The organism is Sphingopyxis sp. (assembly GCF_036261875.1).
Taxonomy (GTDB): domain Bacteria; phylum Pseudomonadota; class Alphaproteobacteria; order Sphingomonadales; family Sphingomonadaceae; genus Sphingopyxis.
The window spans coordinates 44,533-70,128 of the sequence record NZ_DATAJZ010000041.1 but is presented as its reverse complement, the minus strand read 5'-3'; the positions used below and the strand labels follow the sequence as shown (position 1 = coordinate 70,128).

The following is a 25,596-nucleotide window of genomic DNA, read 5'->3' as shown; positions in this document are numbered from 1 at the left end:
TACTAGCTGGTATCATGTGTCATTGAACCTCGGAGAGTGCGTTGTCAATCGAAATGATACCAGACAGTACGGCATCACTGGACGACGCCGCGACCGCGCGGCGCAAGGCGTTCGTTGATGCGGCGCGCGCGGCCTTCTTCACCAACGGCTATGCCGGGACAACGATGTCGTCGATCGCCAGTAAGGTCGGCGGGTCTAAAACGACGCTGTGGAGCTATTTTCCGTCGAAGGAGGATCTGTTCGAGGCGGTGGTCGATAGCATCGTCGAAGAATATGGCGACGCGCTCGCGGTCGACCTGCCGCTCGACGAGCCGGTCCCCGAAGTGCTGCGCCGCTTCGGCAATCTGCTGATGACCAAGCTCACCGCGACGCCGATCCTCTCGCTGTTCCGCCTCGTCGTCGGCGAAGCCGAGCGGTTTCCGCACCTCGCCAAGACCTTCTATGATCGCGGCCCGCGCCGCGGCAAGGCGCGCGCCGCCATATGGGTCGGCGAAAAGATGGCGCGCGGCGAGCTTCGCATGGGCAATCCGCTTCGCGCCGTGCAGCATTTCACCGGCCTCTGCCAGTCGGGACTCTATCAATTCGCGGTGCTCGGCCTACCCGAAGGCCGCGACCTCGACCGGCTCGCCGCCGAGATCGACGACGCGGTCGACATCTTCTACCGCGCGTGGAAGCCCGAGGATTAGGACCAGCCATCCCTGAATAAACAGACCCTGTTCTCCCGCGAAGGCGGGGGCCCATCTCCCGCCGGTGCCATTTTGGACCGGCCGGAGATGGGTCCCCGCCTTCGCGGAGACGCACGAACTCTTTGCAGGCGTTGGTGCTCAACCAACTCCCTCCCCGCGAAAGCCGGTTGCCAAAATGCGGCGTCGCGCTATGGGCGACGGCGCGGGGCGATGTCCCGCAAGATCGCGCCGGTGCCCCGCAAGGGGCTTAAAAGGGAATGCGGTGAGAAGGCGCTGCCTTCGAATCCGCGGCTGTCCCTGCAACTGTAAGCGGCGAGCGCGACGCACCGCCCCGGACCCGTCTGGGGCAGCCACTGGGACTCGTCCCGGGAAGGCGTGCGTCAAGCGACGACCCGCGAGCCAGGAGACCTGCCGGTGTGGGTCGCTTATGCCTCAGGTCCAGGGAAAGGCCGGGGCACGGAGAACTCCGTCGAGCGACGACCAAGCGGTGGAGCCGCTTCGGTTTCGGGACCCAGGGCCTTCGCGCCGCCCGCCGGTCCCGGAATCGGTCGAACGCGCGCGCGCTTCGGCAGGCTCCGCCTTCGTTGCCGGCGTCGGAGGACTCTATAATGTTGAAACCCGTCATCCTTTCCCTGCTCGCATCGGCGGCCGCCACGCCCGCCTTTGCCCAGACCGGCCCGCTGGCCGACGATATCGTCGTCACCGCATCGGGCATCGAGCAGCCCCGCGACGAAACGGGGCAGGCGATCACCATCATCGACGCCGACACGATCGCCAGGCGCCAGACGATCGACGTCGTCGATCTGCTCGCCACCACCCCCGGCGTGCGGTTCAGCCGCACCGGCAGCACCGGCTCGGCGACCGGCGTATCGCTGCGCGGCGCCGAGACGACGCAGACGCTGGTGCTGATCGACGGCGTCAAGGTGAACGACCCAAGCGGCATCGGCGACGGCTATGATTTCGGCCCGCTGCTCACCGGCAACATCAGCCGGATCGAAGTGCTGCGCGGATCGAACTCGGTCGTCCACGGCAGCCAGGCGATCGGCGGCGTGGTCAGCCTGACGACCGCCACGCCTGCGCAAGGGCTCGCCGCCAATGCCGCGGCCGAATATGGCTATAGCGACACGGCGAGCGCCCGCGCCGACGTGTCGGGCACCGCGGGCGCGGTGTCGGGCGGCATCGGCGCGGCCTGGTTCCGCACCGACGGCATCTCCTCGGCCGCGAGCGGCACCGAAAAGGACGGCTATAAGAATTTCGCCGGCAACGCGCGGCTGAAGATCGCGCTCGGCGATGCGCTGAGCCTCGACCTGCGCGGCTATTATATCCATGCCGATCTCGACTATGACAGCTTCTTCGGCCCCCCGGCGGACAGCGCCGATATCGCCAAGCTCGACCAATATGTCGGCTATGCGGGCCTCAATCTCGCGCTGTTCGACGGCCGCTTCACCAGCCGCGCGGCGGTGACCTGGCTGCGCAATGATCGCGATTATTATTTCGTGCGTGGCACCGCCCCCGATTACGGCTATTCGGGGAGCAATCTGCGCTTCGAATATCAGGGCGTCGTCGCCCCGACCCGGCAGGCGAAGCTGATCTTCGGTTATGAGCATGAACGCCCCGACTATGATTTCTTCGGCTTCGGATCGACCGCCAGCGAGCGCGCGAACATCGACAGCGTCTATGCGCTGGGGATCGTCCAGCCGTTCGCGGGCCTGTCGCTGACCGGCGGCGTGCGCCACGACGACCACAGTCAGTTCGGCGGCGCGACGACCTTCGGCGCCAACGCCAATTATTCGCCCAACGGTGGCGCGACCAATTTCCGCGCGAGCTATGGCGAGGGGTTCAAGGCGCCGTCGCTCTATCAGCTCTACGACAGTTTCAGCGGCAATGCGGCGCTGCGGCCCGAACGGTCGAAAAGCTATGACCTCGGCATCAACCAGAGTCTGGCGGACGGGCGGGCGGTGATGTCGCTCACCGCCTTCCTGCGCAACACCACCGACCAGATCAATTACGACAACGCCACTTTTACCTATGGCAATATCGACCGCACCCGCGCCAAGGGAGTCGAAGCGACGCTGGCGCTGCGGCCGGTCGACGCGCTGAACGTCACCGCCTCTTACTCCTATATCGACGCCCGTGACCGTTCGGGACGGCCCGGCTTCGACGGCAAGCGCCTTCCCCGTCGCGCCGAACAGGCGATCAGCCTGTCGGCCGACTATGACTGGTCGTTCGGCCTGTCGACCGGGGCGACGCTTACGCTGGTCGGCGACAGCTTCGACGATGCGGCGAACCTCGTCCCGCTCGACGGCTATGCGCTCGCCGCTATTCGCGCCTCCTTCCCGGTCGGCGAGCATGTGGAGATATACGGCCGCATCGATAATCTGTTCGACGCCGATTATGCGACCGCCTCCGGCTATGGCGTCTATGGCCGCGCCGCTTATGGCGGCGTCCGGCTGAGCTTCTGACGATGATGCGCGCGCTCCTCGCGGCGGCGGCGACCCTGCTCGCCGGCGCGGGGGCGCTGTGGGCCGCCGCACCCGGCGCGGCGCCCAGCCCGCCCACGCAGCCCAAACGCATCGTCTCGATCAACCTCTGCTCCGACCAACTCGTCCTCGCGCTTGCCGACCGCGGCCAGATCGCGGGGCTGACGATCAACGCGGCGGACCCGCAGATGTCGGGCGAGGCGGCGCAGGCCCGCGGCCTGCCCCTGCTCAGCAATTCGGCCGAGCAGATATTGGCGATCGACCCCGACTTGATCGTCGGTATGCCGGCAAGCCGCAGCGCCCCGCTCGCCGCCTTGCCCGGCACCTCTTATCCGCTACTCGACCTCGACACCGCGAACGGCCTCGACCAAATCTATGCCTCGATCCATCAGACCGCGGCCGCAGTCGGCCATCCGGAGCGCGGCGAGGCGCTCGTCGGCCGCATCCAGCGCCAGCTTGCGGGGCTGGGCAAACCGGGTCGCGGTCGGGTCGCGGCCTATTACCAGCGGCGCGGCTATATGACCGGCACCGGCACGCTGATCGACGAGATGATGAACCGCGTGGGGCTGGTCAACCTCGCCAATATCCTCGGCAAGCCGCCGCTCTCGCAGCTCAGCCTCGAGGAGATGGTAGCCGCGAAACCCGATTTCCTGATCGTCGAAAGCGCGACCGATCTGGTGACCGACCAGGGCAGCGAAATGCTCCATCACCCGGCGCTTCGCGATATTCCGCGGATCAGCGTTTCAGAGGCGTGGACCGTCTGCGGCAGCCCCGCCTATGCCGACGCGGCGCGCAGCATCGCGCGCCAGATCGAGCGGATCGACGGAGGCGGCCGATGATCCGCCGCCCGGTGCTGATCGCCGCGCTCGCGGGGCTGGCGCTCGTCGCGGCGATCGCGTCGCTGCGCTTCGGCCCCGTCGATCTGTCGCTCGCGCGGCTCGTCGCGGCCGCGACCGGGCACGGCGACCGGATCGCGGCGATCATCCTCCTCGACCTCCGCCTGCCGCGCACCCTGCTCGCGCTCGCGGTCGGGGCGATCCTCGGTCTCGCCGGCGCGGCGCTGCAGGGCTATCTGCGCAATCCGCTCGCCGAACCGTCGGTGCTCGGCACGTCGAACGCCGCGGCGCTCGGCGGCGTCGCCGCGCTCTATTTCGGCTTCGCGCAGATGCATCCCGCCGCGCTCCCGCTGCTGGCGATCGGCGGCGCGCTGCTGTCGCTCGCGCTGCTGTTCGCGCTGGCGGGGCGTTCGGAAAGCCCGCTCACGCTGATCCTCGCAGGCATCGCAGTCGGCACGCTCGCGGTCGCGGGGACCAGCCTCGCGCTCAACCTGTCGCCGAACCCCTTCGCGGCGATGGAGATCATGACCTGGCTGCTCGGCAGCCTCGAGAACCGATCGTTCCAGCACGTCTGGATCGCGCTGCCCTGCGTCGCGATCGGCATGGCGATGCTGCTGTGGAACGGCCGCGCGCTCGACGCGCTGACGCTCGGCGAGGATGCGGCGCGGGCGCTCGGCGTCGATATCGGGCGGATGCGGCTGCGCCTGCTCGTCGGCACCGCGATCGGGGTCGGCGGCGCGGTCGCGGTATCGGGCGCGATCGGCTTTGTCGGGCTGATCGTCCCGCACCTGATCCGCCCGCTCACCGACCGCAGCCCGTCGGCGATCCTGCTCCCCTCGGCGATCGGCGGCGCGGCGCTGCTGACGCTCGCCGACCTTGGCGTGCGGATCATCCCGACGACGAACGAACTGAAGCTCGGCGTCGTCACCGCCTTCCTCGGCGTGCCGGTCTTCCTCGTCCATCTGATGCGGGAGAAACGGCTGTGGTGACCATCGCGCTCGAACGGGTCGGCGTCGCGCTCGGCCGCCGCGCGGTGGTCGAGGATGCGAGCGCGGCCTTCGCGCCCGGCACGCTGACGGGCATCGTCGGCCCCAACGGAGCCGGCAAGTCGACACTGGCGCGCGCGATGCTCGCCCTGGTTCCCGCGACCGGAACGGTGCGGATCGACGCCGCCGACGCCGCCGCGATGCCGCGCGCCGAGCTTGCCCGCCGCATCGCCTATCTGCCGCAGGGACAGAGCTTGCACTGGCCGCTGACCGTCGAGCGCCTGGTCGGCCTCGGCCGCTTGCCGCACCTCGCGCCGATGTCGCGCCTCTCCGGCGCCGACGCCGCCGCGATCGAGCGCGCGATGGCGCGCACCGAGGTGCTGGGGCTCCGAAACCGGATCGCGACCGAATTGTCGGGCGGCGAGCGCGCGCGCGTCCTTTTCGCCCGCGCACTCGCGGTCGAGGCCCCCGCGCTGATCGCCGACGAACCGCTCGCCAGCCTCGATCCCGGCCACCAGATCGACGCGATGGATCTGCTCCGTGCCGAGGCCGACGCCGGCGCGCTTGTCATCGCGGTGCTCCATGACCTCACCATGGCCGCGCGCTATTGCGACCGGCTGCTGATCGTCGATGGCGGCCGGATCGTCGCCGACGGCACGCCGCGCGACGTGCTGACCCCCGACCTGCTGCGCGCGGTCTATGGCATCGACGCGCGGATCGAAAACGGCGGCGACTGGCCGACGGTCACGACGCTGGGGCGCGTGCGCCCAGGTGCATGACTGGCACCGCCCATGATGAAGGGAGGCACGGCATGGGCGCTTTGATGCTGCAGGGGACCGGCTCCGATGTCGGCAAATCAGTGCTCGTCGCCGGCCTCTGCCGCGCGCTCGCCAATCGCGGCCTGAGGGTGCGCCCGTTCAAGCCGCAGAATATGTCGAACAATGCCGCGGTCACCGTCGACGGCGGGGAAATCGGGCGCGCGCAGGCGCTTCAGGCGCTCGCGTGCCGGGCGGAACCGCACAGCGACATGAACCCGGTGTTGCTGAAGCCGCAGGCCGATCGCACCTCGCAATTGATTGTCCACGGCCGCGTGCGCGGCACGCTCGGCGCCGCCAATTTCCGCGAGGCGCGCGGGCCTTTGCTCGCCGAAATATTGGAAAGCTATACCCGGCTCCGCGCCGAATGCGATCTGGTGATCGTCGAAGGCGCGGGCTCGCCCGCCGAGATCAATCTGCGCAGCGGAGACATCGCGAACATGGGCTTCGCGCGCGCGGCGAAGGTCCCGGTCGTCCTGGTCGGCGACATCGATCGCGGCGGCGTGATCGCCTCGATCGTCGGGACCGGGGCGGTGATCGATCCCGGCGACGCCGCGATGATCCGCGGCTTCCTGATCAACAAGTTCCGCGGCGACCCCGCGCTATTCGACGATGGTTATCGCGAAATCGAACGGCGCACGGGCTGGCGCGGGTTCGGCGTCGTCCCGTGGATCGAGGCGGTCAAACATCTGCCGAGCGAGGACGCGGTGGTGCTCGAACGCGAGGGCACGAAGTCCGACGGCGCGATCGTCGTCGCCTGTCCGATCCTACCGCGCATTGCCAATTTCGACGATCTCGACCCGCTGAAACTCGAACCCGGCGTGCGGCTGGTGATGGTGCCGCCGGGGCAGCCGATTCCCGCCGAGGCCGCCCTCATCGTGCTGCCGGGATCGAAAGCGACAATCGCCGATCTCGCCGCTCTGCACGCCGAGGGTTGGGACATCGACATCCGGGCGCATGTCCGGCGCGGCGGCCATGTGCTGGGGCTATGCGGCGGCTATCAGATGCTCGGGCGCTCGATCATCGACGCGGGCGGGATCGAGGGTGCGCCGGGCAGCGCCGCGGGCCTCGGGCTGCTCGACGTCGAAACGCGGCTGGCGTCCGCCAAAATCCTTTGCGCGGTGACGGGCGCCGCGCTCGGTGCGCCGATCAGCGGCTATGAAATGCATATGGGCGAAACCGCGGGCGCTGGAACCGCGCGCGCTTTCGGGCGAATCGGCAGCCGGGCGGAAGGTGCGATTAGCGCCGACGGCCGCGTGATGGGCAGCTATGTCCACGGGCTGCTCGCGAGCGCGGATTTCCGCCGCGCCCTGCTCTCCCGCCTGGGCGGCGTCGGCGGCGGGATGGATTATCACGCCGCGGTGGACGGCGCGCTCGACGCGATCGCCGCCGAGCTCGAACACCATGTCGCGATCGACGCGCTGCTTGCCCTCGCAAGGGGAGGCGATTGACAGGCGGAGGCCAAATCGCCGCCCTTCGTCGATCCCCTGTTGCACCACCGCGCGCGTCATGCCAGCTTGGGGCAAAGACGATGACGGCATTCTCTTCCAGCCGGGTCAAGGCCGTCCTTGGCCCCACCAACACCGGCAAAACCCATTTGGCGGTCGAGCGCCTGACCGCCCACTCGAGCGGGATGATCGGCTTTCCGCTGCGCCTGCTCGCGCGCGAAGTCTATGATCGGGTCGTGGCGATCAAGGGCGCCGCGCAGGTCGCGCTGGTGACAGGCGAAGAGCGGATCATGCCGCCCGAGGCGCGCTACCTCCTCGGCACGATGGAAGCGCTGCCGATCACACGCGACGTCGCCTTCGTCGGCATCGACGAGGCACAGCTCGGCGCCGACCCCGAACGCGGCCATGTCTTCACCGACCGGTTGCTCCGCGCGCGCGGGCGCGAGGAGACGATGATCCTCGGCTCGGCAAGCCTGCGCGGCCTGGTCCGCGATCTGGTGCCCGAGGCCGAAATCGTCACCCGCCCGCGTTTCTCGACGCTGAGCTACGCTGGCACCTCAAAGCTGTCGCGGCTGCCCAAGCGCTCGGCGATCGTCGCCTTCTCGGCCGAGGAGGTCTACGCGATTGCCGAGATGCTGCGCCGTTTCTCGGGCGGCGCCGCGGTCGTCATGGGCGCGCTCAGCCCCAAGACCCGCAACGCCCAGGTCGCGATGTTCGAGGCGGGCGAGGTCGACTATCTCGTCGCCACCGACGCGATCGGAATGGGGCTCAACCTCGACGTTCAACACGTCGCCTTCGCGTCGTTGCAGAAATTCGACGGCCGCCGCCTGCGCCGCCTGACCATTTCGGAAATGGCGCAGATCGCGGGGCGCGCCGGGCGGCATCAGCAGGACGGCAGCTTCGGCACCGTCGGCACCCCGCAAGGCGGCTTCACGCCCGAGGAGATCGCGGCGATCGAGGGGCATCATTTCCCGCCGCTCACCAGCCTGTTCTGGCGCAATCCGACGCCGCGTTTCGACACGCTCGAAACGCTGCTCGCCGATCTCGCGCAGCCGCCGACGCAACCCGGTCTGCGCGCCGCGCCCGAGGCGGTGGATATCGCGGTGCTGCGGCATCTCGCGGGCGACATGGAGGTGCGGATGCGCGGCGGCGAGCCCGAGGCGGTCCAGCGCCTGTGGGACGTCTGCGGCCTTCCCGATTTCGAGCAGCTCGGCGCCGAACATCACAGCCGCACCGTCCTTAAGCTCTGGCAATGGCGAACGAGCGGCGACGGGATGGTCGATCCCGACTGGTTCGCGCGGCGCCTCGCGCGGCTCGACGACACCGACGGCGACATCGACCAGCTCGCGAGCCGCATCGCCGCCGTCCGCACACTTTGCTTCATCGCCCAGCGCGGCGACTGGATCGCCGGCGGCGCTGGCTGGACCGAGCGGACGCAGGATCTCGAATCGCGCCTGTCCGACGCGCTGCACGCCGCGCTCGCCCAGCGCTTCGTCGACCGGCGGCTCGCGCTGCTGCTGCGCGACGCGGGCCAGCGCCACACCGCGTTGCCCGTCGCGGTCGCCGCCGACGGCACCGTCGCGGTCGACGGCGAGGCGATCGGCACGCTGAACGGATTTCAGTTCAAGGTCGATGCCCGCGCGCGAGCGAGCGACCATCGCCTGCTCCTCGCCGCCGCCGAAAAGCATCTCAGCGGCGAGCTGGCGCGCCGCGCCGCGGCGCTCGCCGCGGGCGAGGATCAGGCGCTGTCGCTGGTCAGCGAAGCGGGGGCGCCGCCGCGCCTCGCCTGGCACGGCCATGTCGTCGCAACGCTGGCGCGCGGGCCGACGCTGGTCCAGCCCGCGATCCAGATCGACGCCGCGCTCCGCCGGTTCGAGCCGCCGCAGGTGCAGGCGATCGCCGAACGGCTCCAGGCCTTCGTCGCGCAGCAGCTTGCGCGCCACGCCGCGCCGCTCGCAGCGATGGGCGAGGCGGCGGGCGACCTCTTCACCCCGCCGCGCGTCCGCGCGCTGCTCGCCGCGCTCGTCGATGGCGGCGGCACGAGCCCGCGCGCCGCGGTCGAGGCGCAGCTTGCTGCGATGACCCCCGAGGAGCGGCCGCAGCTTCGCAAGCTTGGCCTTACCATCGGCTCGCTCGACATCTTCCATCATCAATTGCTGAAGCCCGAGGCGGTGCGCTGGCGCGCCGCGCTGCTCGCCGCGCAGCAGGGCGAGCCGGTCCCGGCGTTGCCGCCGCAGGGCGCGGTGTTGCAGAAGACAGGCAATCACGCCGGGCTGCGCATCGCGGGCTTCCGCCGCTGCGCCTCGGGCTGGCTGCGCATCGACATGGCCGAAAAGCTCGCGCGTCAGGCGCACGCCGCGCGGATTCAGGCCGCCGCTCCGCCCACCTCGCCGGTCGCGGGCGGCGACGACCATCAGGACGAGCCGGGCGACGACGTCCATGCCGCCCCGCCGCCGGGCTTTGCCATCGACCCCGCGCTCGCCACCTCGCTCGGCCTCGACGAGGACGCGCGGCGCGCCTTGCTCGCGAGCTTCGGCTTTCGCAGCATCGGCGATCCCGCGCTGCAACGTTGGCGCTGGTCGGGCCTCAAGACGCCCGACCGGAACGGGCGCCGCAAGCGCGGCAAGCAGAAGGAGAAGAGGGAAGCGGCGGCGCGGCCAGCGATGGCGGGCGAACACTCCCACCCACCCGCCAAGCAAGGCGCCAAACAGGACAGCGCCCGGCGCGGCAAGCCCGGCAAGCCGCCGAAGCCGCACGCCGCCGGCCCGCGCCCGCCGCGCCCCGACCGGCCGCCCCATCCCGACCGGCCGCGCCGCGGTCCCTCCCCCAACAGCCCCTTCGCCGGCCTCGCCGCGATGCTGGCCGAGGCCCGCAAGGATTGATGGCGCGCCGATGACGAGCCCCGGCGCCGCAGGAAGCATCCGGCTCGACAAGCTGCTCTGGTATCTGCGCTTCGCGCGCTCGCGCGGTCTCGCGCAGGCGATGGTCGCCGCCGGGCATATCCGCCTCGACGGGCGCCGCGTCACGCGCCCTTCGGCCGCGGTCCACGCGGGCGCGACGCTGGTGCTGCCGCTCGGCGAGCGGATCGAGGTCATCCGCCTTCTCGCGCTGCCGCAACGCCGCGGCCCGGCGCCCGAGGCGCAGGCCTGCTATCTAAAGCTCGATGCGGGGACGCCCGCCGCTTCCAGTTGAACTATCCACGCCGCAGGAAAAGCTGTCGCGCGAAAGCGCCGCCTTTCCGCTATCCAGTGAGAGTGATTCGCAACTGTCGCTTTGCGTTGACGCGCCGCATTGGCGCGGCTTAGAGGCGGGTCGATGAATGTCCGGGCGGCCGGGAAGCCGCCCCCGAAGGGAGCCGCTATCCATGACCTATGTCGTCACCGACGCCTGCATCCGTTGCAAATATATGGACTGCGTCGAGGTCTGTCCGGTCGACTGTTTCTATGAGGGCGAGAATATGCTCGTCATCAACCCCAGCGAATGCATCGACTGCGGCGTGTGCGAGCCCGAATGCCCGGCCGAGGCGATCCTGCCCGACACCGAAAGCGGCCTCGAGAAATGGCTGGAAGTGAACAACAAGTTCAGCGCCGAATGGCCGAATATCACGGTCAAAAAGGACAGCCCCGCCGACGCCGACGAGTATAAGGGCGTCGAAGACAAGTTCGACAAATATTTCTCGCCCGAGCCCGGCGAAGGCGACTGAGGTCGCGGAACCAGCGATGAGCGATCGGGGCGGGGTCATTCCCGCCCCTTTTCCTTTTGGCCGGGGCGATGGTTCGCAAGGGCGGCTTTCGACCGGAAGCGGACGCTCTGCCTCTCCTAACGTTGTCATCCCCGCGAAAGCGGGGACCCAGAGCGTGCGTCGGCTAACCCCACACTGGGTTCCCGCTTTCGCGGGAATGACGAAGGGGGGGAGAGGCAGTTCCCCACCCTGTAGCAGGTACCGCCGTCAATTATGCCTTTCCTACATTATCCGGCTGTGTCAGCTTTCATTCGGTGGATAAAAGCGGCGGTCCAGCTCGGCTGCAACGACGAGGCGTGCTAGGTGCGTTCAGCACACCGCGAGGTCCACGCCGGGGGAATGCAATAGGCTGAACTTTCCTGAACTTTGAAAAAATGCCGCGGGCCATCCTCTTCATCACCTCCCGCTTGGAAGCGGACGTCAACGATCCGCCTTCTGAACCATTCGGCCCGATTTGCCCCCTTGAAACACTTCGCCTTGCCGCCGATGTAGGATCACCGAGGGGCCAGCCCGCCGGTTCTCGGCGCGGCGCTCCACAACGAAGGACAAAATTCGCATGATCGACCCGCTCGCCGCCCTTGTTCCCGTCGTCGTCGAGCAGACGAGCCGCGGCGAACGCAGCTTCGACATTTTCTCCCGCCTGCTGCGCGAACGGATCGTCTTTGTCACCGGCGAGGTCGAGGATAATATGGCCTCGCTGATCACCGCCCAATTGCTGTTCCTCGAATCGGAAAATCCGAAGAAGGACATCTATATGTATATCAACTCGCCGGGCGGGGTGGTCACGGCAGGCATGGCGATCCACGACACGATGCAATATATCCGCCCGCGCGTCGGCACCGTGTGCATCGGCCAGGCGGCGTCGATGGGCAGCTTCCTGCTCGCGGCGGGCGAGCCCGGGATGCGCGTCGCGCTGACCAATGCGCGCGTGATGATCCACCAGCCCTCGGGCGGCGCGCGCGGCATGGCGTCGGACATCGAGATTCAGGCCAGGGAAATCCTGCGCATCCGCAAGCGGATGAACGACCTCTACGTCCAATATACCGGCAAGCCGCTGAAGGAGATCGAAAAGGCGATGGACCGCGACACCTTCCTCGAGGCCGACGAGGCGAAGGCCTTCGGACTCGTCGATCATGTCTACGACCGCCGCCCCGCGCTGCCGGGCGACGAAGCGCCCAAGGAAATCAGCGAAGGCCCGACGCCTTAATCATGCGCACTCCATCGTCACCCCGGGCCCGACCCGGGGTCCCGCTTCTCGACGTTGAATGGCGGGACCCCGGATCAAGTCCGGGGTGACGAAACGCGGTAACCCTGTTTCTTGACATCCGCCCCACGCCTTGGCGCTAGGCGGAACATTGAACCCGCGTCATCCAATTGCCATATTGTAATTGGGTGGCCGGGGGCTAGGATAAGGACGGCAGCGCGCCTTTTGCGCCCGCCAGAGGAAGATTTATGACGAAATTGAGCGGCTCGGACAGCAAGAGCACACTCTACTGCTCCTTCTGCGGCAAGTCGCAGCACGAAGTCCGCAAGCTGATCGCGGGTCCGACCGTGTTCATCTGCGACGAATGCGTCGAGCTTTGCAACGACATCATCCGCGAAGAGATCAAGGGCGGGATCGCCGCGCGCAAGGACGGCGCGGTGCCGACGCCGCTGGAAATCTGCCAGCATCTCGACGCCTATGTGATCGGCCAGAACAAGGCGAAGCGCGTCCTGTCGGTCGCGGTCCACAACCATTACAAGCGCCTCGCCAACTCGGGACGCGGCGAGGATGTCGAGCTCGCGAAATCGAACATCCTGCTCGTCGGCCCGACCGGCAGCGGCAAGACTTTGCTCGCACAGACGCTCGCGCGCTTCCTCGACGTGCCCTTCACCATGGCCGACGCGACGACGCTGACCGAGGCCGGCTATGTCGGCGAGGATGTCGAGAATATCATCCTCAAGCTGCTCCAGGCGTCGGACTATAACGTCGAAAAGGCGCAGCGCGGCATCGTCTATATCGACGAGATCGACAAGATCAGCCGCAAGGCAGAGAATCCCTCGATCACCCGCGACGTGTCGGGCGAAGGCGTGCAGCAGGCGCTGCTCAAGCTGATGGAAGGCACGACCGCGAGCGTTCCGCCGCAGGGCGGCCGCAAGCATCCGCAGCAGGAATTCCTGCAGGTCGACACGACGAACATCCTGTTCATCGCGGGCGGCGCCTTCGCCGGCCTCGAAAAGATCATCGGCGACCGCCTGCAGGGCAAGTCGATCGGTTTCGGCGCGCATGTCGCCGGTCCCGACGAACGCCGCGCGGGCGAAACGCTCAAGCAGATCGAACCCGAGGATCTTCTCAAGTTCGGCCTGATCCCCGAATTCGTCGGCCGTCTGCCGGTGATCGCGACGCTCGAGGATCTCGACGTCGATGCGCTGGTCAAGATTCTCGGCGAACCCAAGAATGCGCTGGTCAAGCAGTATAAGAAATTGTTCGACCTCGAGGAGGTCGCGCTGACCTTTACCGACGACGCACTGGTCGCGGTCGCGAAGAAGGCGATCGAACGCAAGACCGGCGCGCGCGGGCTGCGCTCGATCGTCGAGGCGATCCTGCTCGACACGATGTTCGACTTGCCCGACCTCACCGATGTGGTGGAGATCGTCGTCGACAAGGATGTCGTCGAGGGCCGCAAGGACCCGGTCCGCGTCTATGCCGACAAGGCGAAGGAAGCCGCCGGCGACGCGGCCTGACCGCGCCGGCGGCTGAGTCGCCGACGACCGCTCGATAGAAATCAGGGCGCCGCGCACAAAGCGTGGCGCCCTTTTTGTTGCATTGCAGCAACAGTTGCCCGAAAAAACGCAATGGCGCTTGTGGATAACTTCGGCGGACCGACGCAAATTCGCGCTTTTTCACCCCCCACCCTGCTCGGCATCCAAGCGCGGCTTGCACTGTCACAATTGCTGTCACAATCGTGCCACATGCGGGCTTCAGGGGCGCTCGCAGGTCGGACGCGCCCTGTATCGCGCGTCTGCCGATCGTACCACCAAGGGGACATCCTGACATGAAATTCCGTCACACGCTTGCCGCCAGCGCCGCGCTGATTCCGGTCGCGCTGCTTTCCACGCCTGCCTTCGCCCAGTCGACGGGTTCGCAGGACTTCGAGAACGAGATCGTCGTCACCGGCACCAGCACGAAGAACGGCGTCGCCGGCGTGATCGCGCCCGACACGACCAAGGCCAAGGCCGTCCTGACCCAGGAGTTCATCTCGCACCAGGCGCCGGGCCAGACCGTCAACGACATCATCAACCAGCTTCCGGGCGTCAGCTTCCAGAACAACGACCCCTTCGGTTCGGCGGGCGGCAAGATGACGATCCGCGGTTTCGACAACACCCGCATCAACCAGACCTTCGACGGCATTCCGCTGAACGATTCGGGCAACTATGCGCTCTATTCGAACCAGCAACTCGACCCCGAGCTGATCGAACAGGTCAACGTCAACCTCGGGTCGACCGACGTCGACAGCCCGACCGCGGCGGCTTCGGGTTCGACCGTTAACTACCGCACCCGCACGCCGGGCGAGGATTTCGGCGTCAAGCTGGTCGGCTCGGCCGGCGACTTCAACTTCTTCCGCGTCTTCGGCATGATCGACACCGGCGTCCTGACGCCATGGGGCACCCGCATGTTCATCTCGGGCAGCTCGGCAACCAACGACACGGTTTTCGGCAATGTCGACCAGCCCGGTTTCAAGGCGCATCGCGGCCGCATCAACAAGAAGCAGTTCAACGCGAAGCTGTATCAGCCGATCGGCGACAATGGCGACTTCGTCGCGGTGTCGGGTCACTATAACGAGAACCGCAACAACTTCTTCGGCTCGGTCGCCCTGCGCACCGACCGCGACGTGCCCAGCGGCTTCCCCCTGACCAAGGACGAGCGCGATTATGGTATCGCGCGTTGCCAGATCAACACGGTTGCCACGCCCGGCGTCAAGGACGAGGCGAACAGCTGCGGCTCGACCTTCGACGAACGCATGAACCCGTCGAACACCGGCAACATCCGCGTCAATTCGCGCTTCACCCTGGCCGAAGGTCTGGTTCTGACGGTCGATCCGAGCTTCCAGTACACCAAGGCGAACGGCGGCGGCACGGTCGTGGCCCGCGAAGGACTCTACGACGCTGGCGGCGAGTTGATCACCGGCTATATCTCGGGCGCGCCCTATTTCGGCCGCGACCTCAACGGCGACGGCGACACGCTGGACACGATTCGCCTGCTGGCGCCCAGCCAGACGAACACCCATCGTTACGGCGTCATCGCGGGCCTGCGCTATGATCTCAACGACCAGAACACCATCCGCGTGTTCTACAGCCTCGATCGCGCGCGCCACCGCCAGACCGGCCAGGTCGGCTTGCTCAAGCTCAATGGCCAGGCGGTCGATCCGTTCCCGGTCAACGATCCGTTGGCCGATGTCGACGGCAACATCCTGCAAAAACGCGACCGCAAGTCGATCGCGACGCTGAACATGTTCGGCGGCGAATATCGCGGCGAATTCGGTCAGTTGACCGTTCAGGTCGGCGGTTCGTACAAGATGTTCAAGCGCGACCTGAACAACTATTGCGCAACGTCGAGCGCGACGGGCTTCGTCGAATGTTTCGGCACCAACACCGATGGTCTGGATGCCTGGCTGGCAGCCAATCCGACCCAGACGGTCGCAGGCGTAACCTTCGATACGCAGGGGCCGCAGCAGCGCATCCGCAAATATAACAAGTTCACGCCGAACATCGGCCTGACCTTCAAGGCGACCAATGCTGTGAGCGTCTTCGCCAACTATTCGAAGGGTGTGCAGGTTCCGGGCACCGACAACCTCTACAACGCCTTCTATTTCCCGGCGGACACCGAATCGGCGAACCCGAAGCCCGAGACGACCGACAACTTCGACCTCGGCGTGCGTTACAGCACCAGCAAGGTGCAGGCGCAGGTCGGGCTGTGGTATACGATCTTCAACGATCGTCTGGCATCGTCTTACGATCCCGAAACCGAGCGTAACGTCTATCGCAACCTCGGCCGCGTCGACAAATACGGCATCGACGGCAGCATCTCCTATCGTCCGATCCCCGAATTCTCGATCTATGCCTTCGGTTCCTATCTGAAGTCGAAGATCAAGGACGACGTGTTGAACGGCGTCGACGGCAACGGCGATCCGATCTACGCACCGACCGCCGGCAAGCGCGAATCGGGTGCGCCCGTCTATACCTTCGGTGGCCGCATGCAGGGCGAACTGGGCCCGATCCAGTTGGGTGCCCAGATCAAGCGCACCGGTCCGCGCTACGTCAACGATCAGAATCTGCCGCTGACCATCGGTGGCGTCCAGGTCTATGGCGCCAAGGCGCCGGCCTATACGCTGGTCGATCTCGACGCGCGCGTCGGCCTCGACTGGGCGGGCCTCGGCGACAAGGTCTATTTCCAGTTCAACGTCAGCAACCTGTTCGACAAGCTCTATGTCGGCGGCTTCGACGGACAGCTGGCCAACACCTCGGCGCCGAACGTCAACATCGGCGCGCCGCGCACCTTCATCGGCTCGATCGTCGTCGACTTCTAAGCCACCGGCGAACGTACGGAAAATCGGGCGCGGGAGGAAACTCCCGCGCCCTTTTTCGTATCTGGAAGAAAAGCGAGCGGCGCCCGGGTTGCCGCGGTCCCGACGTCAGCCCGCGGCGAGGCGGCGGGCGGTGTCCCGGACCAGCGCGATCATGTTCGGAACGCCCTGGGTGCGGTTCGACGAGAGTTGGCGCGTCAGGTCGAAGGGGGCGAGCGCGGCGGCGATGTCCAGCGCCGCGACCTCGGCCGCCGGCCGATCCTGCACCGCGGCGAGGACGAGGGCGACGATCCCCTTGGTGATCGCGGCATTGCTGTCGGCGAGGAAATGGAGCCGGCCATCATCCTGTGGCACCGGATAGACCCAGACACTCGCCGAGCAGCCCCGCACCAGCGTCGCGTCGGTCTTGAGAGCATCGGGCATCGGTTCGAGTTCGCGCCCGAGTTCGATCAGCAGGCGATAGCGATCGTCGCCGTCGAGAAAATCATATTCGTCGAAGATGTCGGAAAGGCTGCGCATGGCGCGGCCGTGGCAGAAACTGCGCCGAAGGGAAAGAGGGCGACCGCTTCGCCACCTTGGAGCGCCGCGCGTTCAATCGACGCCATCCCGGTTCCGTTCGTGTCGAGCGAAGTCGAGACACCCATCGGGGCAGCGCAACACCGATGGGTGTCTCGACTTCGCTCGACACGAACGGGACGGTGGATCAGATTTAGGATTCGCCGCCCCGCTCGCAATGACGCCGATTATAGCCGGATGGTCAGAGATCGACCCCCGCCGCGATGGCTTCGAGCTTGCGCAGGCGTTCCTTGAGGTCGGCGATCTCGATTCGCGATCCGGCGTGGGGCACGGTGGGGTCCTGCGCGGCGACATGGCCGGCGGCGAGTTCCTCGCGCTTGAACTGGATCCAGTCGCGCCAGCCGCGCAGCGCCGCCAGGCTGATGATGCTCAGCGCGCTCAGCGCGACCGCGGCGGTGACCAGATTATTGGCGAGGTCGGAAGCAATGGGGACCATATCTCGGTTCCTTCTCCGTCACGTCTTCACGGGTGCGAGCGGTCGCGCAGTTTCTCGATTTCCTCATCGAGGCTGGCCGCCCGGTTGGTGTCGGTAGCGATGCGTTCGAGCACCTGGATGCGCTCCTTGAGCGCGCGAATCTCGGCCTGCAGGGCCTTGGTCTCGGCCTCGTTGCCCGCATTGCCGACGAAATATTCGTTGCCGCGGCGGTCGCGGTGCACGCCATATCTGGCCCGGACCACGCTGCCGATCGTCACGATCAGGACGATGCCGATGACCATTTCAAAGGGGTTCATGGGGAAATCCTTCCGTTCTTCTTATCGTTGTTCAGTTCAGCGGCGCGTCGCGCAGCTTTTCGATCTCTTCGGCGACATCGACGCCCTTGTCGGTGACGATGCGTTCTAGGACGCGGACGCGGGCTTCGAGGCGTTCGGTCTGCGCCGCATATTGCGCGGCCTTTTCGGCGGTCAGTTCGGACTGCTTCTCGATCATCTTCTGCTGATGCTTCGACCAGAAGATGAAGCCGACGAGCAGAAAGGGCGCAAGCGGCACGAGAATCCAGATGGTGTCACCCATGATTGCGTCTCCTCAGTTCGCGGGGCGCCGCAGCGCCTCGATCTCGTGGCTCAGCCGGTGCCCTTCGTCGGTGACGATGCGCTCGACCACCGCGAGGCGATCCTTGACCGAGCCGAGTTCGGCGCGAAGCTGGGCATTTTCCTGGCTGATCAGCTTGACGCGCTCGACCGTCTCGTCGCTTGTCTTGGGATAGACCGCCTGCCCCCAGGCGCCGTCGAGCGGATAGCCGTTCTTGATCCGCAGCCAAGTGGTAAAGACCCAGCCGGCGACCCCGGCCACGCCGATGATGGCGACGACGGGAGCGATGGCGGTCAGAATATCGAGATTCATGATCTTTTCCTTAATCAGCGCAGGCGGTCGATCTGGTCGGCGAGCTGCGCGGCCTGTCCGTGGTTCTCGGTCGCGATGCGTTCGAGCACCGCGATGCGCTCCTCCAGCCGGCCGATCTGGCCCGCGAGCCTGGCGTTGTCATCGGTCAACAGCGCGATTTTTCGATCAGCGTCGACGTCGGTTCGATGAACCGTGCCGCCCCATTCATTCTCGACGGGATAGCCGTGCTTGGCGCGGACCCAGGTGGTAAACATCCAGCCGCCGATCGACAGAGCGACGATGGTCAGGACGAAGAGCGGGCCACCGAAGTTCATAGTCTTTCTCCCTGTTGCTTCCGGTTGGCGCCCGATTACCGGAGAGCGTCGATCTCGTCGGCGAGGCGGCGGTTATGGCTGGTGTAGTAAAGTTCGATGTCGGCGAGCCGGCGGTCGATGTCGCGGAAGCGCGAGCGGATATCGCGGGTCGAGGCGCTGGGGTTCGAGCGCACGCCCTGCCAGAACTTCGCTTCCTCGTTCGAGCCATAGAGCGCGAAGGGCTTCGGCGTTCCCATCCAGGCGACCATCCAATAGGCGATCAGCGTCCAGGGAAAGCCCCCCATCAGGGTGAGCAGGACCGCGCCGACGCGCACCCACAGGACGTCGATCCCGCTATAGTCCGCGATCCCCGCGCACACGCCGCTCCATTTGGCGTTCTGCTTGTCGAGATAGAATTTGGTGCGGCTGGCAGACATCTCAGTTCCTCCGGCTCGTGCTGTTGTTTTCAAGCTGCGCCAGTTCCTCGTCACTCCGCACCGAGGGGCGGAAGTCGGGATGGTCGGCGCTGATGATGCGTTCGACGGTGTGCAGGCGGTTCTCGAGCCGGCGCGCCGTGTCGTATAGTTCGTCGAGCAGCTGCTCGTCCTCTCCGGTCAGCGTCTTGGCCTGCTTCCACTTGGTGATGTAGTGGAGGATCAGCCAGGGCAGACCGAGGAAGAGGGTGCCGATGACGATCGGGACGATGATGATCTCTTCCATCGGTCCGGCTCCTTATTTCTTGCCCTGCGCGGCCTTCAGCGCGGCGAGCTCGTCGGCGACCTTGTCGGCGGCCTGCAGTTCGGCGATTTCCTCGTCGAGCGACTTCTTGTAGCCGAGGCCCAGCGCATCGGCGCGGCCTTCGGCCTCGTCGACGCGGCGTTCGAGGATTTCGAAGCGCGAGAAGGCATCCTCGACGCGGTCGCCGTTGGTCATCTCGCGCAGCTTGTAGCGATTTTCGGCGCTTTCGAGGCGGTTGACGACGCTCGACTGGCGCGCGCGGGCTTCGCTGAGCTTCTTCTGCAGCTTGGCGATGTCGTTTTCATAGCCCTGGAGCGCGTCGTCGAGGACGGCGATCTCAGCCTTCAGCTTCTCGGCCATGTCGCCGGCCTTCTGCTTTTCGACGAGCGCGGCGGTGGCAAGGTCCTCGCGGTCCTTCGACAGCGCGAGTTCGGCCTTTTCCTTCCAGCTGTCCTGCAGGCTTTCGAGCTTGGCGATGTGGCGGCGCATTTCCTTCTGATCCGCGATCGTGCGCGCGGCGGAAGCGCGGACTTCGACGAGCGTCTCGTTCATCTCGAAGATGATCTGGCGGATCATCTTTTCGGGGTCCTCCGCGCGGTCGAGCAGATCGGTGACGTTGGCGGCGATGATGTCGCGGGTGCGTGAGAAAATACCCATGTGTGAAACTCCTGTCGAACTTGGTCCTAAAATACTGGTGCCGGGGCGGGGCAAGGGGGGAGAGTGCCCCGGCACCAGCGTGTCGGTCAGGCCAGTTGGCTGACCGCCGGGGTGGCTGCAGCGGCATCGTAACCGAGCTTCGGCTGGTCGATCACGCCGACGAAGATGGCCAGCGCTCCGAGCGCGCTGAGCGCGAAGGTGGCGGCCTGGGCAAAATTCGTCTTCATGGGTCAACCTTCCTGTTTTTCGCTGCACCGGAGCGTTTTGCGCCGGTTCGTCGAATACTTTGCAGAAGGCGTGCCAATTGCGGAAAGGGGCGAAAAAGCGCCTAACTTCCTTCGCAAATCGACCCGAACATCGATTTGACTTGCCAATCAACGGGAAATTTTGCCAATGATTGGGAATGGAGCGCGAAACGCAGTTCATCGGCCAGTCGGCGGCCTTTCAGGACGCGGTCGAACGCGCGAGCCAGGCGGCGACGCTCGATCGCCCCGTCCTCGTCATCGGCGAGCGCGGCACCGGCAAGGAGCTGATCGCCGAGCGCCTCCACCGCCTGTCGACGCGCTGGGACAAGCCCTATGTCATCCTGAACTGCGCCGCGATGCCCGAGACGCTGATCGAGGCCGAATTGTTCGGGCACGAGGCGGGCGCCTTCACCGGCGCGACGCGCAGCCGCGCCGGCCGCTTCGAGGAGGCCGACGGCGGCACCCTGTTCCTCGACGAGCTCGCGACGATGTCGAGCGGCGCGCAGGAGCGGCTGCTGCGCGCGGTCGAATATGGCGAAATCACCCGCGTCGGCGCCTCGCGCCCGACCCGCGTCGACGTCCGCATCGTCGCCGCGACCAACGAGCATCTGCCCGCGCTGGTCGAGCAGAACCGCTTCCGCGCCGACCTGCTCGACCGGCTGTCGTTCGAGGTCATCACCCTGCCCCCGCTGCGCGCGCGCGAAGGCGACATCGAGGTGCTCGCCACTTACTTCGGGCAACGCATGGCGGCGGTGCTCGGCTGGGACGAATGGCCCGGCTTCGGCCCGCGCGCGCTCGCGGCGATGGAGGGGCACGACTGGCCGGGCAATGTCCGCGAACTGCGCAACGTCATCGAGCGTGCCATCTATCGCTGGGCCGACCCCGAACGGCCGGTCGACGCGCTGACCTTCGATCCGTTCGCGAGCCCGTGGCAGCCGGTGGTGCGGAAGCCGGAATCCAAGGCGGACTCCCCCGCCCCGTCGGCGATGATCGATGCCGCCGCAGCGCCCGCCGTGCCGTCGGGGCCGGTGAGCGACCTGCGCGCGGCGGTCGACGGCTATGAGAAGCAGATCCTCGCCGACACGATGGCGCGCTGCCGCTACAATCAGAAAGTCGCGGCCGAGGCGCTGGGGCTGAGCTACGACCAGATTCGCCATGCGCTCAAGAAGCATGGGTTGAATCAGTAAGCGAACGATCCTCCCCGTCGCGCAGCGATGGGGAGGGGGACCGCCGCGAAGCGGTGGTGGAGGGGCTGCGACGGTTGCGCCAAGGGCCCCTCCGTCAGCGCTTCGCGCTGCCACCTCCCCATCGCTGCGCGACAGGGAGGATCGTTACTCCGGCAACTGCCGGCTCAGCGCCTCGATGACGGCATCCTGCGCCGACGCCGTATCGGCAAGCCGGTCGCGCAGCGCATAGATGTCGGGAAGTCCGTCGACCGCCGCGTCGATGCTGCGGTCGAGATAGAGGCGGTCGATGTCGGCGAGCGCGCCGGTCAGCGGCGCGCGCGCCGCGATCAGGCGCGAGATCGCCTGCTGCGCGACGACCCAGCGCTCGCTCGCGACCGGCGCGCCGGCGGCGGCGGAGACGAGCGACGCGGCATTGCCGCGCTCGGCAGCGAACGCCTGCTGCGCCGCGGCGGCATCCGAATCCCAGCGCACGAGACGGCCCGCAAGGTCGGCGGGCAGCGGCCCCGGCGGCGTCACGACCACCGAAGGCGGCGCGACGTTGAATCGCCCCTCGACCGCCCGGTGCGCGAGCGATGGCGCCGCCTCACCACTCACCCCGCTCGCGCAGGCGGACAGCGAAAGGGCGGCGATCGCGGACGGAAAAAGAGAGGCGCGCTTCATCGTGCCTCCTGATATGGGGCCGCAGGCATTGCAGCAAGTGCCGAATCGGCAGCTTTACTCTCCGGCTCGCGCCGGAAGCGGCACCAGCCCGCTCCCCCACCCGGCCTCCCAACAGCGTACCCTGAAATGGGAGGCCGGGTGGGGGAGCGGGCTGGTGCCGATTCTCGCGGAAGCGAGAAAAAAGGCCAAAACCCACGGAAATATGCGGTTGACAGCCTGCGCCCATAACGCTAGTGGCGCGGTCTTTCCCGCTTGCTGGAAAATTCGCCTGCCTTGGCGGGTGACCGGTGGCGCGGGTGTTTTAGTTTCTGATTGGATGGAAGACCATGTTCGCAATCGTGCGCACGGGCGGAAAGCAGTATCGCGTTGCCGCCGGAGACAAGATCGCCGTCGAGAAGATCGAGGGTGAAGCCGGCGACACCGTGTCGCTGGGCGACGTCCTGCTGGCCGGCGACGGCGGCGAGGTGAAGGATGCGAAGGGTCTGGCCGTCTCGGCCGAGATCATCGCCCAGACTCGCGGCGAAAAGGTCATCGTCTTCAAGAAGCGCCGCCGGCACAATTATCGCCGCCGCAACGGCCACCGCCAGTCGCTGACGCTGCTGCGCATCCTCGCCGTCGGCGACGCCAAGAAGGCCGCGCCGAAGAAGGAAGCCGCTCCGAAGGCCGAGGCCGCTCCGGCCGCCGAAGCCAAGGCTGCTCCCGCCCAGGAAGCTCCCAAGAAGGAAGCCGCGCCGAAGAAGGCTGCTGCTCCCAAGAAGGAAGCCGCGCCCAAGGCCGAAGCCGCCGCTGAAAAGAAGCCCGCTGCCAAGAAGGCGGCCCCCAAGAAGGAAGCCTGAGCGCGGCAACGCGGCTCGGCCCCCGGAAGAGAATAGGAGTTTAGGTCATGGCACATAAGAAAGCAGGCGGTTCGTCGCGCAACGGTCGCGACTCGCAAGCCAAGCGCCTTGGCGTCAAGAAGTTCGGCGGTCAGGAAGTGATCGGCGGCAACATCATCGTGCGCCAGCGCGGCACCAAGGTGTACCCGGGCGTCAATGTCGGCATGGGCAAGGATCACACCCTGTTCGCCACCACCGACGGCCGCGTCCGATTCCACGACGGCAAGCTCGGCCGCAAATATGTGTCGGTCGACGCCATGGCGGAAGCCGCCGAATAAGGACGATCTTTCAGGGTCGTCCACCAAGGGACGACCCGGAACTGTCCTTTCCGCCCCCAGCGGAAACAAGGTTCGAAAAGAGGGAGACGGGTCGCCCCGGACTCCCTTTTTTCTTGCCCGAAATCCACACCCGAATTGTCCTCGGAATTTCTGGCGCGAAAACAGGGCCATCCATCTCCCTCACTATCGAATGTCGTCAAAGCGTCACCATCTGGCGCCACGGCGACAGGCAAATGGGAGTGAGAATATGTTCGCGCGTACCGAAAGACTGTTGCTGCGGCCCGGCTGGCAGGAAGACGCCCCCGCCCTCGCGCGTGCGATCGGTGAGGAAGCGGTCGTGCGGGGCCTGTCGCGCGCGCCCTGGCCCTATGGCGAGGAGGAAGCGCAGGCGTTCCTGAGCCTTCCCCTCGATCCCGACCAGCCGCGCTTCCTGATCTTCGCGCGCACCGGCGGCGCCCCGCGCCTCGTCGGCGGCTGCGGCATTTCGCCGAGCCCGGAAGGAGCGCTTGAACTGGGTTACTGGATTGCGCGGCCCTATTGGGGACTCGGCTTCGCGACCGAGGCGGGACGCCAGCTCGTCCGCATCGCGCGCGCGATGAACCTCCCGAAGCTCGGCGCCGCCCACTTCGTCGACAATCCCGCGTCGGGTGCGGTGCTGCGCAAGCTGGGGTTCCGACCGACCGGCAAAGTCGCGCAGCGCTACAGCGTCGCGCGCGGCGGCGAGGCGGCGTGCGCGCTGTTCGAGGAAGGCGATGGTGACGGCAGCAATGCCGTCACCCCCATGCGCGGCCGCATCTGCGGCGACGAGGATTTCCGCGAAGACATCCGCCTGATGGCGGCGTAAAAAGCGACGGGTCCGCTCAACACAGTGGACAGTCCCCTCATTCGTCATTCCGGACTTGATCCGGGATCCATTCACGCGACGCCCGAAAGAATGGATCCCGGATCAAGTCCGGGATGACGAAGAATGGAAAGGAGGCTCTACCCCCTCAATTTCCCCGCCATGCCAATGATGTCGTCGAGCGGATTGCCGTCGCCGTCCATGTCGAGCATCTTGCCGAGGCCACCCAAGCCTCCGCCGCCGCCGCCGAGAACGCTGCCCAGCATCCCGCCGAGCCCGCCGCCCGATCCGCCGCCGCCGAGCGCGCCGCCGATCAGGTCGCCGAGGCCCCCGCCGCCGCTCTGCTGGCCGCCCTGCTTCGCCATATAGCCCGCGACCATCATCGCGAGGATCGGCAGCATCTGCTTGAGCAGCCCCGAATCGAGCCCGGTCTGCCCCGCGGCATGATCGGCGACGGTGCGGCTGACGTCCTTCGACCCGAAAATCTGGCCGAGTACGTCGTTGCCCGCCTGCACCGGCGTCGCCTGCGACCCGAGCACCGCGTCGAGCAGACCGCCGCCGCCGAGCTGGCCGAGCAGGCCGCCCAGACCCTCGACCCCGCCGGCATTCTGCGCCTGCGTCTTGAAACCGCCGAGGATCGCGGGCAGCAGCGCCTCGGCGCCCTGCTTCGCGACCGTCGGCGATACGCCGAGCTGGCTCGCCATCGATTCGATGCCGCCGGCCTGCGCCAATATGTCGGTCAGATTCATCATCAATCTCCCACTTCGGCGCGGGATCGAAACGCGCCGGACGGCGTTATCATAGTCCGGCGGCGAGCGAAGGACGAGACGTTCATTTCGCTGTCATTTTCAACTGCCTAAGTCCATCCTGCGGCCATGCGACTCACCCTAGGGGAATGGCCGCGCATTTTAGTGGGAGCAAAGAAATGAGCATTTTCGGCAAGATCAAGGACGCGATCTTCGGCAAGGCGCAGGCTGCCGAACCCGCGGCTCCGGCGGCGCCCAGCCCTGTCGGCGCCGCGCTCGACGCCGCGACGAGCGCCATGGCGGCGGCGGCCGCCGCTCCCGTCGATGTCGACGCCATCCTGACCGCCGAGGCCGCGAACGCCGGCCAGGCGCTCAACTGGCGGACCTCGATCGTCGACCTGATGAAGCTGCTCGGCATCGATTCGAGCCTCGACAACCGCAAGTCGCTGGCACAGGAGCTCGGCTATACCGGCGCGCTCGACGGCAGCGCCGAGATGAACATCTGGCTGCACAAGGCGGTGATGCGCGAACTCGCCGCGAACGGCGGCAAGGTGCCCGCCGAACTGACCGACTGACAAACGGCAGATATTTTTCGATGGGG

General features: G+C 66.8%; 29 protein-coding genes and 1 riboswitch. Of the genes, 17 read left to right on the top strand and 12 right to left on the bottom strand.

Translation table 11 applies throughout. From position 1 onward, the window contains the following. Positions 1–53 precede the first annotated feature (53 nt). The 12 genes from VHO04_RS18540 (at position 54) to VHO04_RS18485 (ending at position 16,560) form a co-directional block, all read left to right on the top strand. Complete coding sequence (locus tag VHO04_RS18540) at positions 54–686, top strand: TetR/AcrR family transcriptional regulator (protein ID WP_329629680.1); 633 nt, start codon at positions 54–56, stop codon at positions 684–686. A 213-nt stretch (positions 687–899) separates the two neighbouring features. Then, positions 900–1,116: riboswitch (cobalamin riboswitch) on the top strand. Between the two features lie 178 nt (positions 1,117–1,294). Next, a complete protein-coding gene (locus tag VHO04_RS18535) occupies positions 1,295–3,148 on the top strand; it encodes a TonB-dependent receptor plug domain-containing protein (RefSeq protein WP_329629679.1) in 1,854 nt (617 codons plus the stop codon). Positions 3,149–3,150: 2 nt separating this feature from the next. Continuing rightward, positions 3,151–4,005, top strand: a complete 855-nt coding sequence (locus VHO04_RS18530) for an ABC transporter substrate-binding protein (protein WP_329629678.1) — start codon at positions 3,151–3,153, stop codon at positions 4,003–4,005. Then, entirely contained in the window at positions 4,002–4,991 is a 990-nt protein-coding gene (locus tag VHO04_RS18525; protein ID WP_329629677.1) for an iron ABC transporter permease, read from the top strand. Before VHO04_RS18530 ends, VHO04_RS18525 begins: the two co-directional genes overlap by 4 nt. Beyond that, on the top strand, positions 4,985–5,767 hold the full coding sequence (locus VHO04_RS18520; protein WP_329629676.1) for an ABC transporter ATP-binding protein: 783 nt from the start codon (positions 4,985–4,987) through the stop codon (positions 5,765–5,767). The genes VHO04_RS18525 and VHO04_RS18520 overlap by 7 nt, the downstream gene beginning before the upstream one ends. Before the next feature lie 32 nt (positions 5,768–5,799). Then, on the top strand, positions 5,800–7,254 hold the full coding sequence (locus tag VHO04_RS18515) for a cobyric acid synthase (protein WP_329629675.1): 1,455 nt from the start codon (positions 5,800–5,802) through the stop codon (positions 7,252–7,254). 80 nt (positions 7,255–7,334) lie between these two features. Beyond that, positions 7,335–10,133, top strand: a complete 2,799-nt coding sequence (locus tag VHO04_RS18510) for a helicase-related protein (protein WP_329629674.1) — start codon at positions 7,335–7,337, stop codon at positions 10,131–10,133. Positions 10,134–10,143: 10 nt separating this feature from the next. Beyond that, positions 10,144–10,443 (top strand): RNA-binding S4 domain-containing protein, encoded by a 300-nt coding sequence (locus VHO04_RS18505; RefSeq protein ID WP_329629673.1) that lies wholly within the window; start codon positions 10,144–10,146, stop codon positions 10,441–10,443. Positions 10,444–10,615: 172 nt separating this feature from the next. Next, entirely contained in the window at positions 10,616–10,954 is a 339-nt protein-coding gene (fdxA, locus tag VHO04_RS18500; protein ID WP_297663974.1) for a ferredoxin FdxA, read from the top strand. A gap of 595 nt (positions 10,955–11,549) precedes the next feature. After that, complete coding sequence (locus VHO04_RS18495; protein WP_329629672.1) at positions 11,550–12,200, top strand: ATP-dependent Clp protease proteolytic subunit; 651 nt, start codon at positions 11,550–11,552, stop codon at positions 12,198–12,200. 245 nt (positions 12,201–12,445) lie between these two features. After that, positions 12,446–13,717, top strand: a complete 1,272-nt coding sequence (gene clpX / locus VHO04_RS18490) for an ATP-dependent Clp protease ATP-binding subunit ClpX (RefSeq protein ID WP_257547641.1) — start codon at positions 12,446–12,448, stop codon at positions 13,715–13,717. A 311-nt stretch (positions 13,718–14,028) separates the two neighbouring features. Continuing rightward, positions 14,029–16,560 (top strand): TonB-dependent receptor, encoded by a 2,532-nt coding sequence (locus VHO04_RS18485; protein WP_329629671.1) that lies wholly within the window; start codon positions 14,029–14,031, stop codon positions 16,558–16,560. Between the two features lie 105 nt (positions 16,561–16,665). On the opposite strand, the gene VHO04_RS18480 is transcribed toward VHO04_RS18485, so the two are convergent. From VHO04_RS18480 to VHO04_RS18435, 10 genes are all read right to left on the bottom strand, one after another. Next, positions 16,666–17,076, bottom strand: a complete 411-nt coding sequence (locus VHO04_RS18480; protein WP_329629670.1) for a SufE family protein — start codon at positions 17,074–17,076, stop codon at positions 16,666–16,668. A gap of 238 nt (positions 17,077–17,314) precedes the next feature. Then, a complete protein-coding gene (locus tag VHO04_RS18475; protein WP_329629669.1) occupies positions 17,315–17,569 on the bottom strand; it encodes a hypothetical protein in 255 nt (84 codons plus the stop codon). Positions 17,570–17,595: 26 nt separating this feature from the next. Beyond that, positions 17,596–17,865, bottom strand: coding sequence for a hypothetical protein (locus tag VHO04_RS18470; RefSeq protein ID WP_297664518.1), 270 nt, complete (start codon positions 17,863–17,865; stop codon positions 17,596–17,598). A 31-nt stretch (positions 17,866–17,896) separates the two neighbouring features. Further along, complete coding sequence (locus tag VHO04_RS18465) at positions 17,897–18,145, bottom strand: hypothetical protein (protein ID WP_257547631.1); 249 nt, start codon at positions 18,143–18,145, stop codon at positions 17,897–17,899. 12 nt (positions 18,146–18,157) lie between these two features. Further along, the gene (locus VHO04_RS18460; RefSeq protein ID WP_329629668.1) at positions 18,158–18,475 is read right to left on the bottom strand and encodes a hypothetical protein; all 318 of its coding nucleotides are present in this window, start codon (positions 18,473–18,475) and stop codon (positions 18,158–18,160) included. Positions 18,476–18,489: 14 nt separating this feature from the next. Then, complete coding sequence (locus VHO04_RS18455) at positions 18,490–18,789, bottom strand: hypothetical protein (protein ID WP_329629667.1); 300 nt, start codon at positions 18,787–18,789, stop codon at positions 18,490–18,492. A gap of 35 nt (positions 18,790–18,824) precedes the next feature. Continuing rightward, entirely contained in the window at positions 18,825–19,205 is a 381-nt protein-coding gene (pspC, locus tag VHO04_RS18450; RefSeq protein ID WP_054731198.1) for an envelope stress response membrane protein PspC, read from the bottom strand. A gap of 1 nt (position 19,206) precedes the next feature. After that, the gene (pspB, locus tag VHO04_RS18445) at positions 19,207–19,488 is read right to left on the bottom strand and encodes an envelope stress response membrane protein PspB (protein ID WP_297664509.1); all 282 of its coding nucleotides are present in this window, start codon (positions 19,486–19,488) and stop codon (positions 19,207–19,209) included. 12 nt (positions 19,489–19,500) lie between these two features. Further along, positions 19,501–20,163: a phage shock protein PspA gene (gene pspA / locus VHO04_RS18440; RefSeq protein WP_329629666.1), complete on the bottom strand. Its 663-nt coding sequence runs from the start codon at positions 20,161–20,163 to the stop codon at positions 19,501–19,503. An 86-nt stretch (positions 20,164–20,249) separates the two neighbouring features. Then, on the bottom strand, positions 20,250–20,390 hold the full coding sequence (locus VHO04_RS18435) for a hypothetical protein (protein ID WP_257547615.1): 141 nt from the start codon (positions 20,388–20,390) through the stop codon (positions 20,250–20,252). A 176-nt stretch (positions 20,391–20,566) separates the two neighbouring features. Here VHO04_RS18435 and pspF point away from each other — a divergent pair, with 176 nt between their 5' ends. After that, positions 20,567–21,595 (top strand): phage shock protein operon transcriptional activator, encoded by a 1,029-nt coding sequence (gene pspF / locus VHO04_RS18430; protein ID WP_329629665.1) that lies wholly within the window; start codon positions 20,567–20,569, stop codon positions 21,593–21,595. 144 nt (positions 21,596–21,739) lie between these two features. Here the strand turns inward: pspF and VHO04_RS18425 are convergent, their stop codons facing one another. Beyond that, a complete protein-coding gene (locus VHO04_RS18425; protein WP_329629664.1) occupies positions 21,740–22,255 on the bottom strand; it encodes a hypothetical protein in 516 nt (171 codons plus the stop codon). Between the two features lie 326 nt (positions 22,256–22,581). On the opposite strand from VHO04_RS18425, the gene rplU reads away from it, so the two are divergent. The 3 genes from rplU (at position 22,582) to VHO04_RS18410 (ending at position 24,252) form a co-directional block, all read left to right on the top strand. After that, positions 22,582–23,091 carry a 50S ribosomal protein L21 gene (gene rplU, locus VHO04_RS18420; RefSeq protein WP_329629663.1) on the top strand — a complete coding sequence of 170 codons (510 nt, stop codon included), beginning with the start codon at positions 22,582–22,584 and terminating at the stop codon, positions 23,089–23,091. Positions 23,092–23,138: 47 nt separating this feature from the next. Then, the gene (gene rpmA / locus VHO04_RS18415; RefSeq protein WP_257547606.1) at positions 23,139–23,408 is read left to right on the top strand and encodes a 50S ribosomal protein L27; all 270 of its coding nucleotides are present in this window, start codon (positions 23,139–23,141) and stop codon (positions 23,406–23,408) included. 247 nt (positions 23,409–23,655) lie between these two features. After that, on the top strand, positions 23,656–24,252 hold the full coding sequence (locus VHO04_RS18410; RefSeq protein ID WP_329629662.1) for a GNAT family N-acetyltransferase: 597 nt from the start codon (positions 23,656–23,658) through the stop codon (positions 24,250–24,252). A gap of 137 nt (positions 24,253–24,389) precedes the next feature. On the opposite strand, the gene VHO04_RS18405 is transcribed toward VHO04_RS18410, so the two are convergent. Continuing rightward, entirely contained in the window at positions 24,390–25,001 is a 612-nt protein-coding gene (locus tag VHO04_RS18405; RefSeq protein WP_329629661.1) for a DUF937 domain-containing protein, read from the bottom strand. Between the two features lie 173 nt (positions 25,002–25,174). Between VHO04_RS18405 and VHO04_RS18400 the strand changes: the two genes are divergently transcribed. Continuing rightward, complete coding sequence (locus VHO04_RS18400; RefSeq protein ID WP_329629660.1) at positions 25,175–25,570, top strand: DUF3597 domain-containing protein; 396 nt, start codon at positions 25,175–25,177, stop codon at positions 25,568–25,570. Positions 25,571–25,596: the final 26 nt, after the last annotated feature.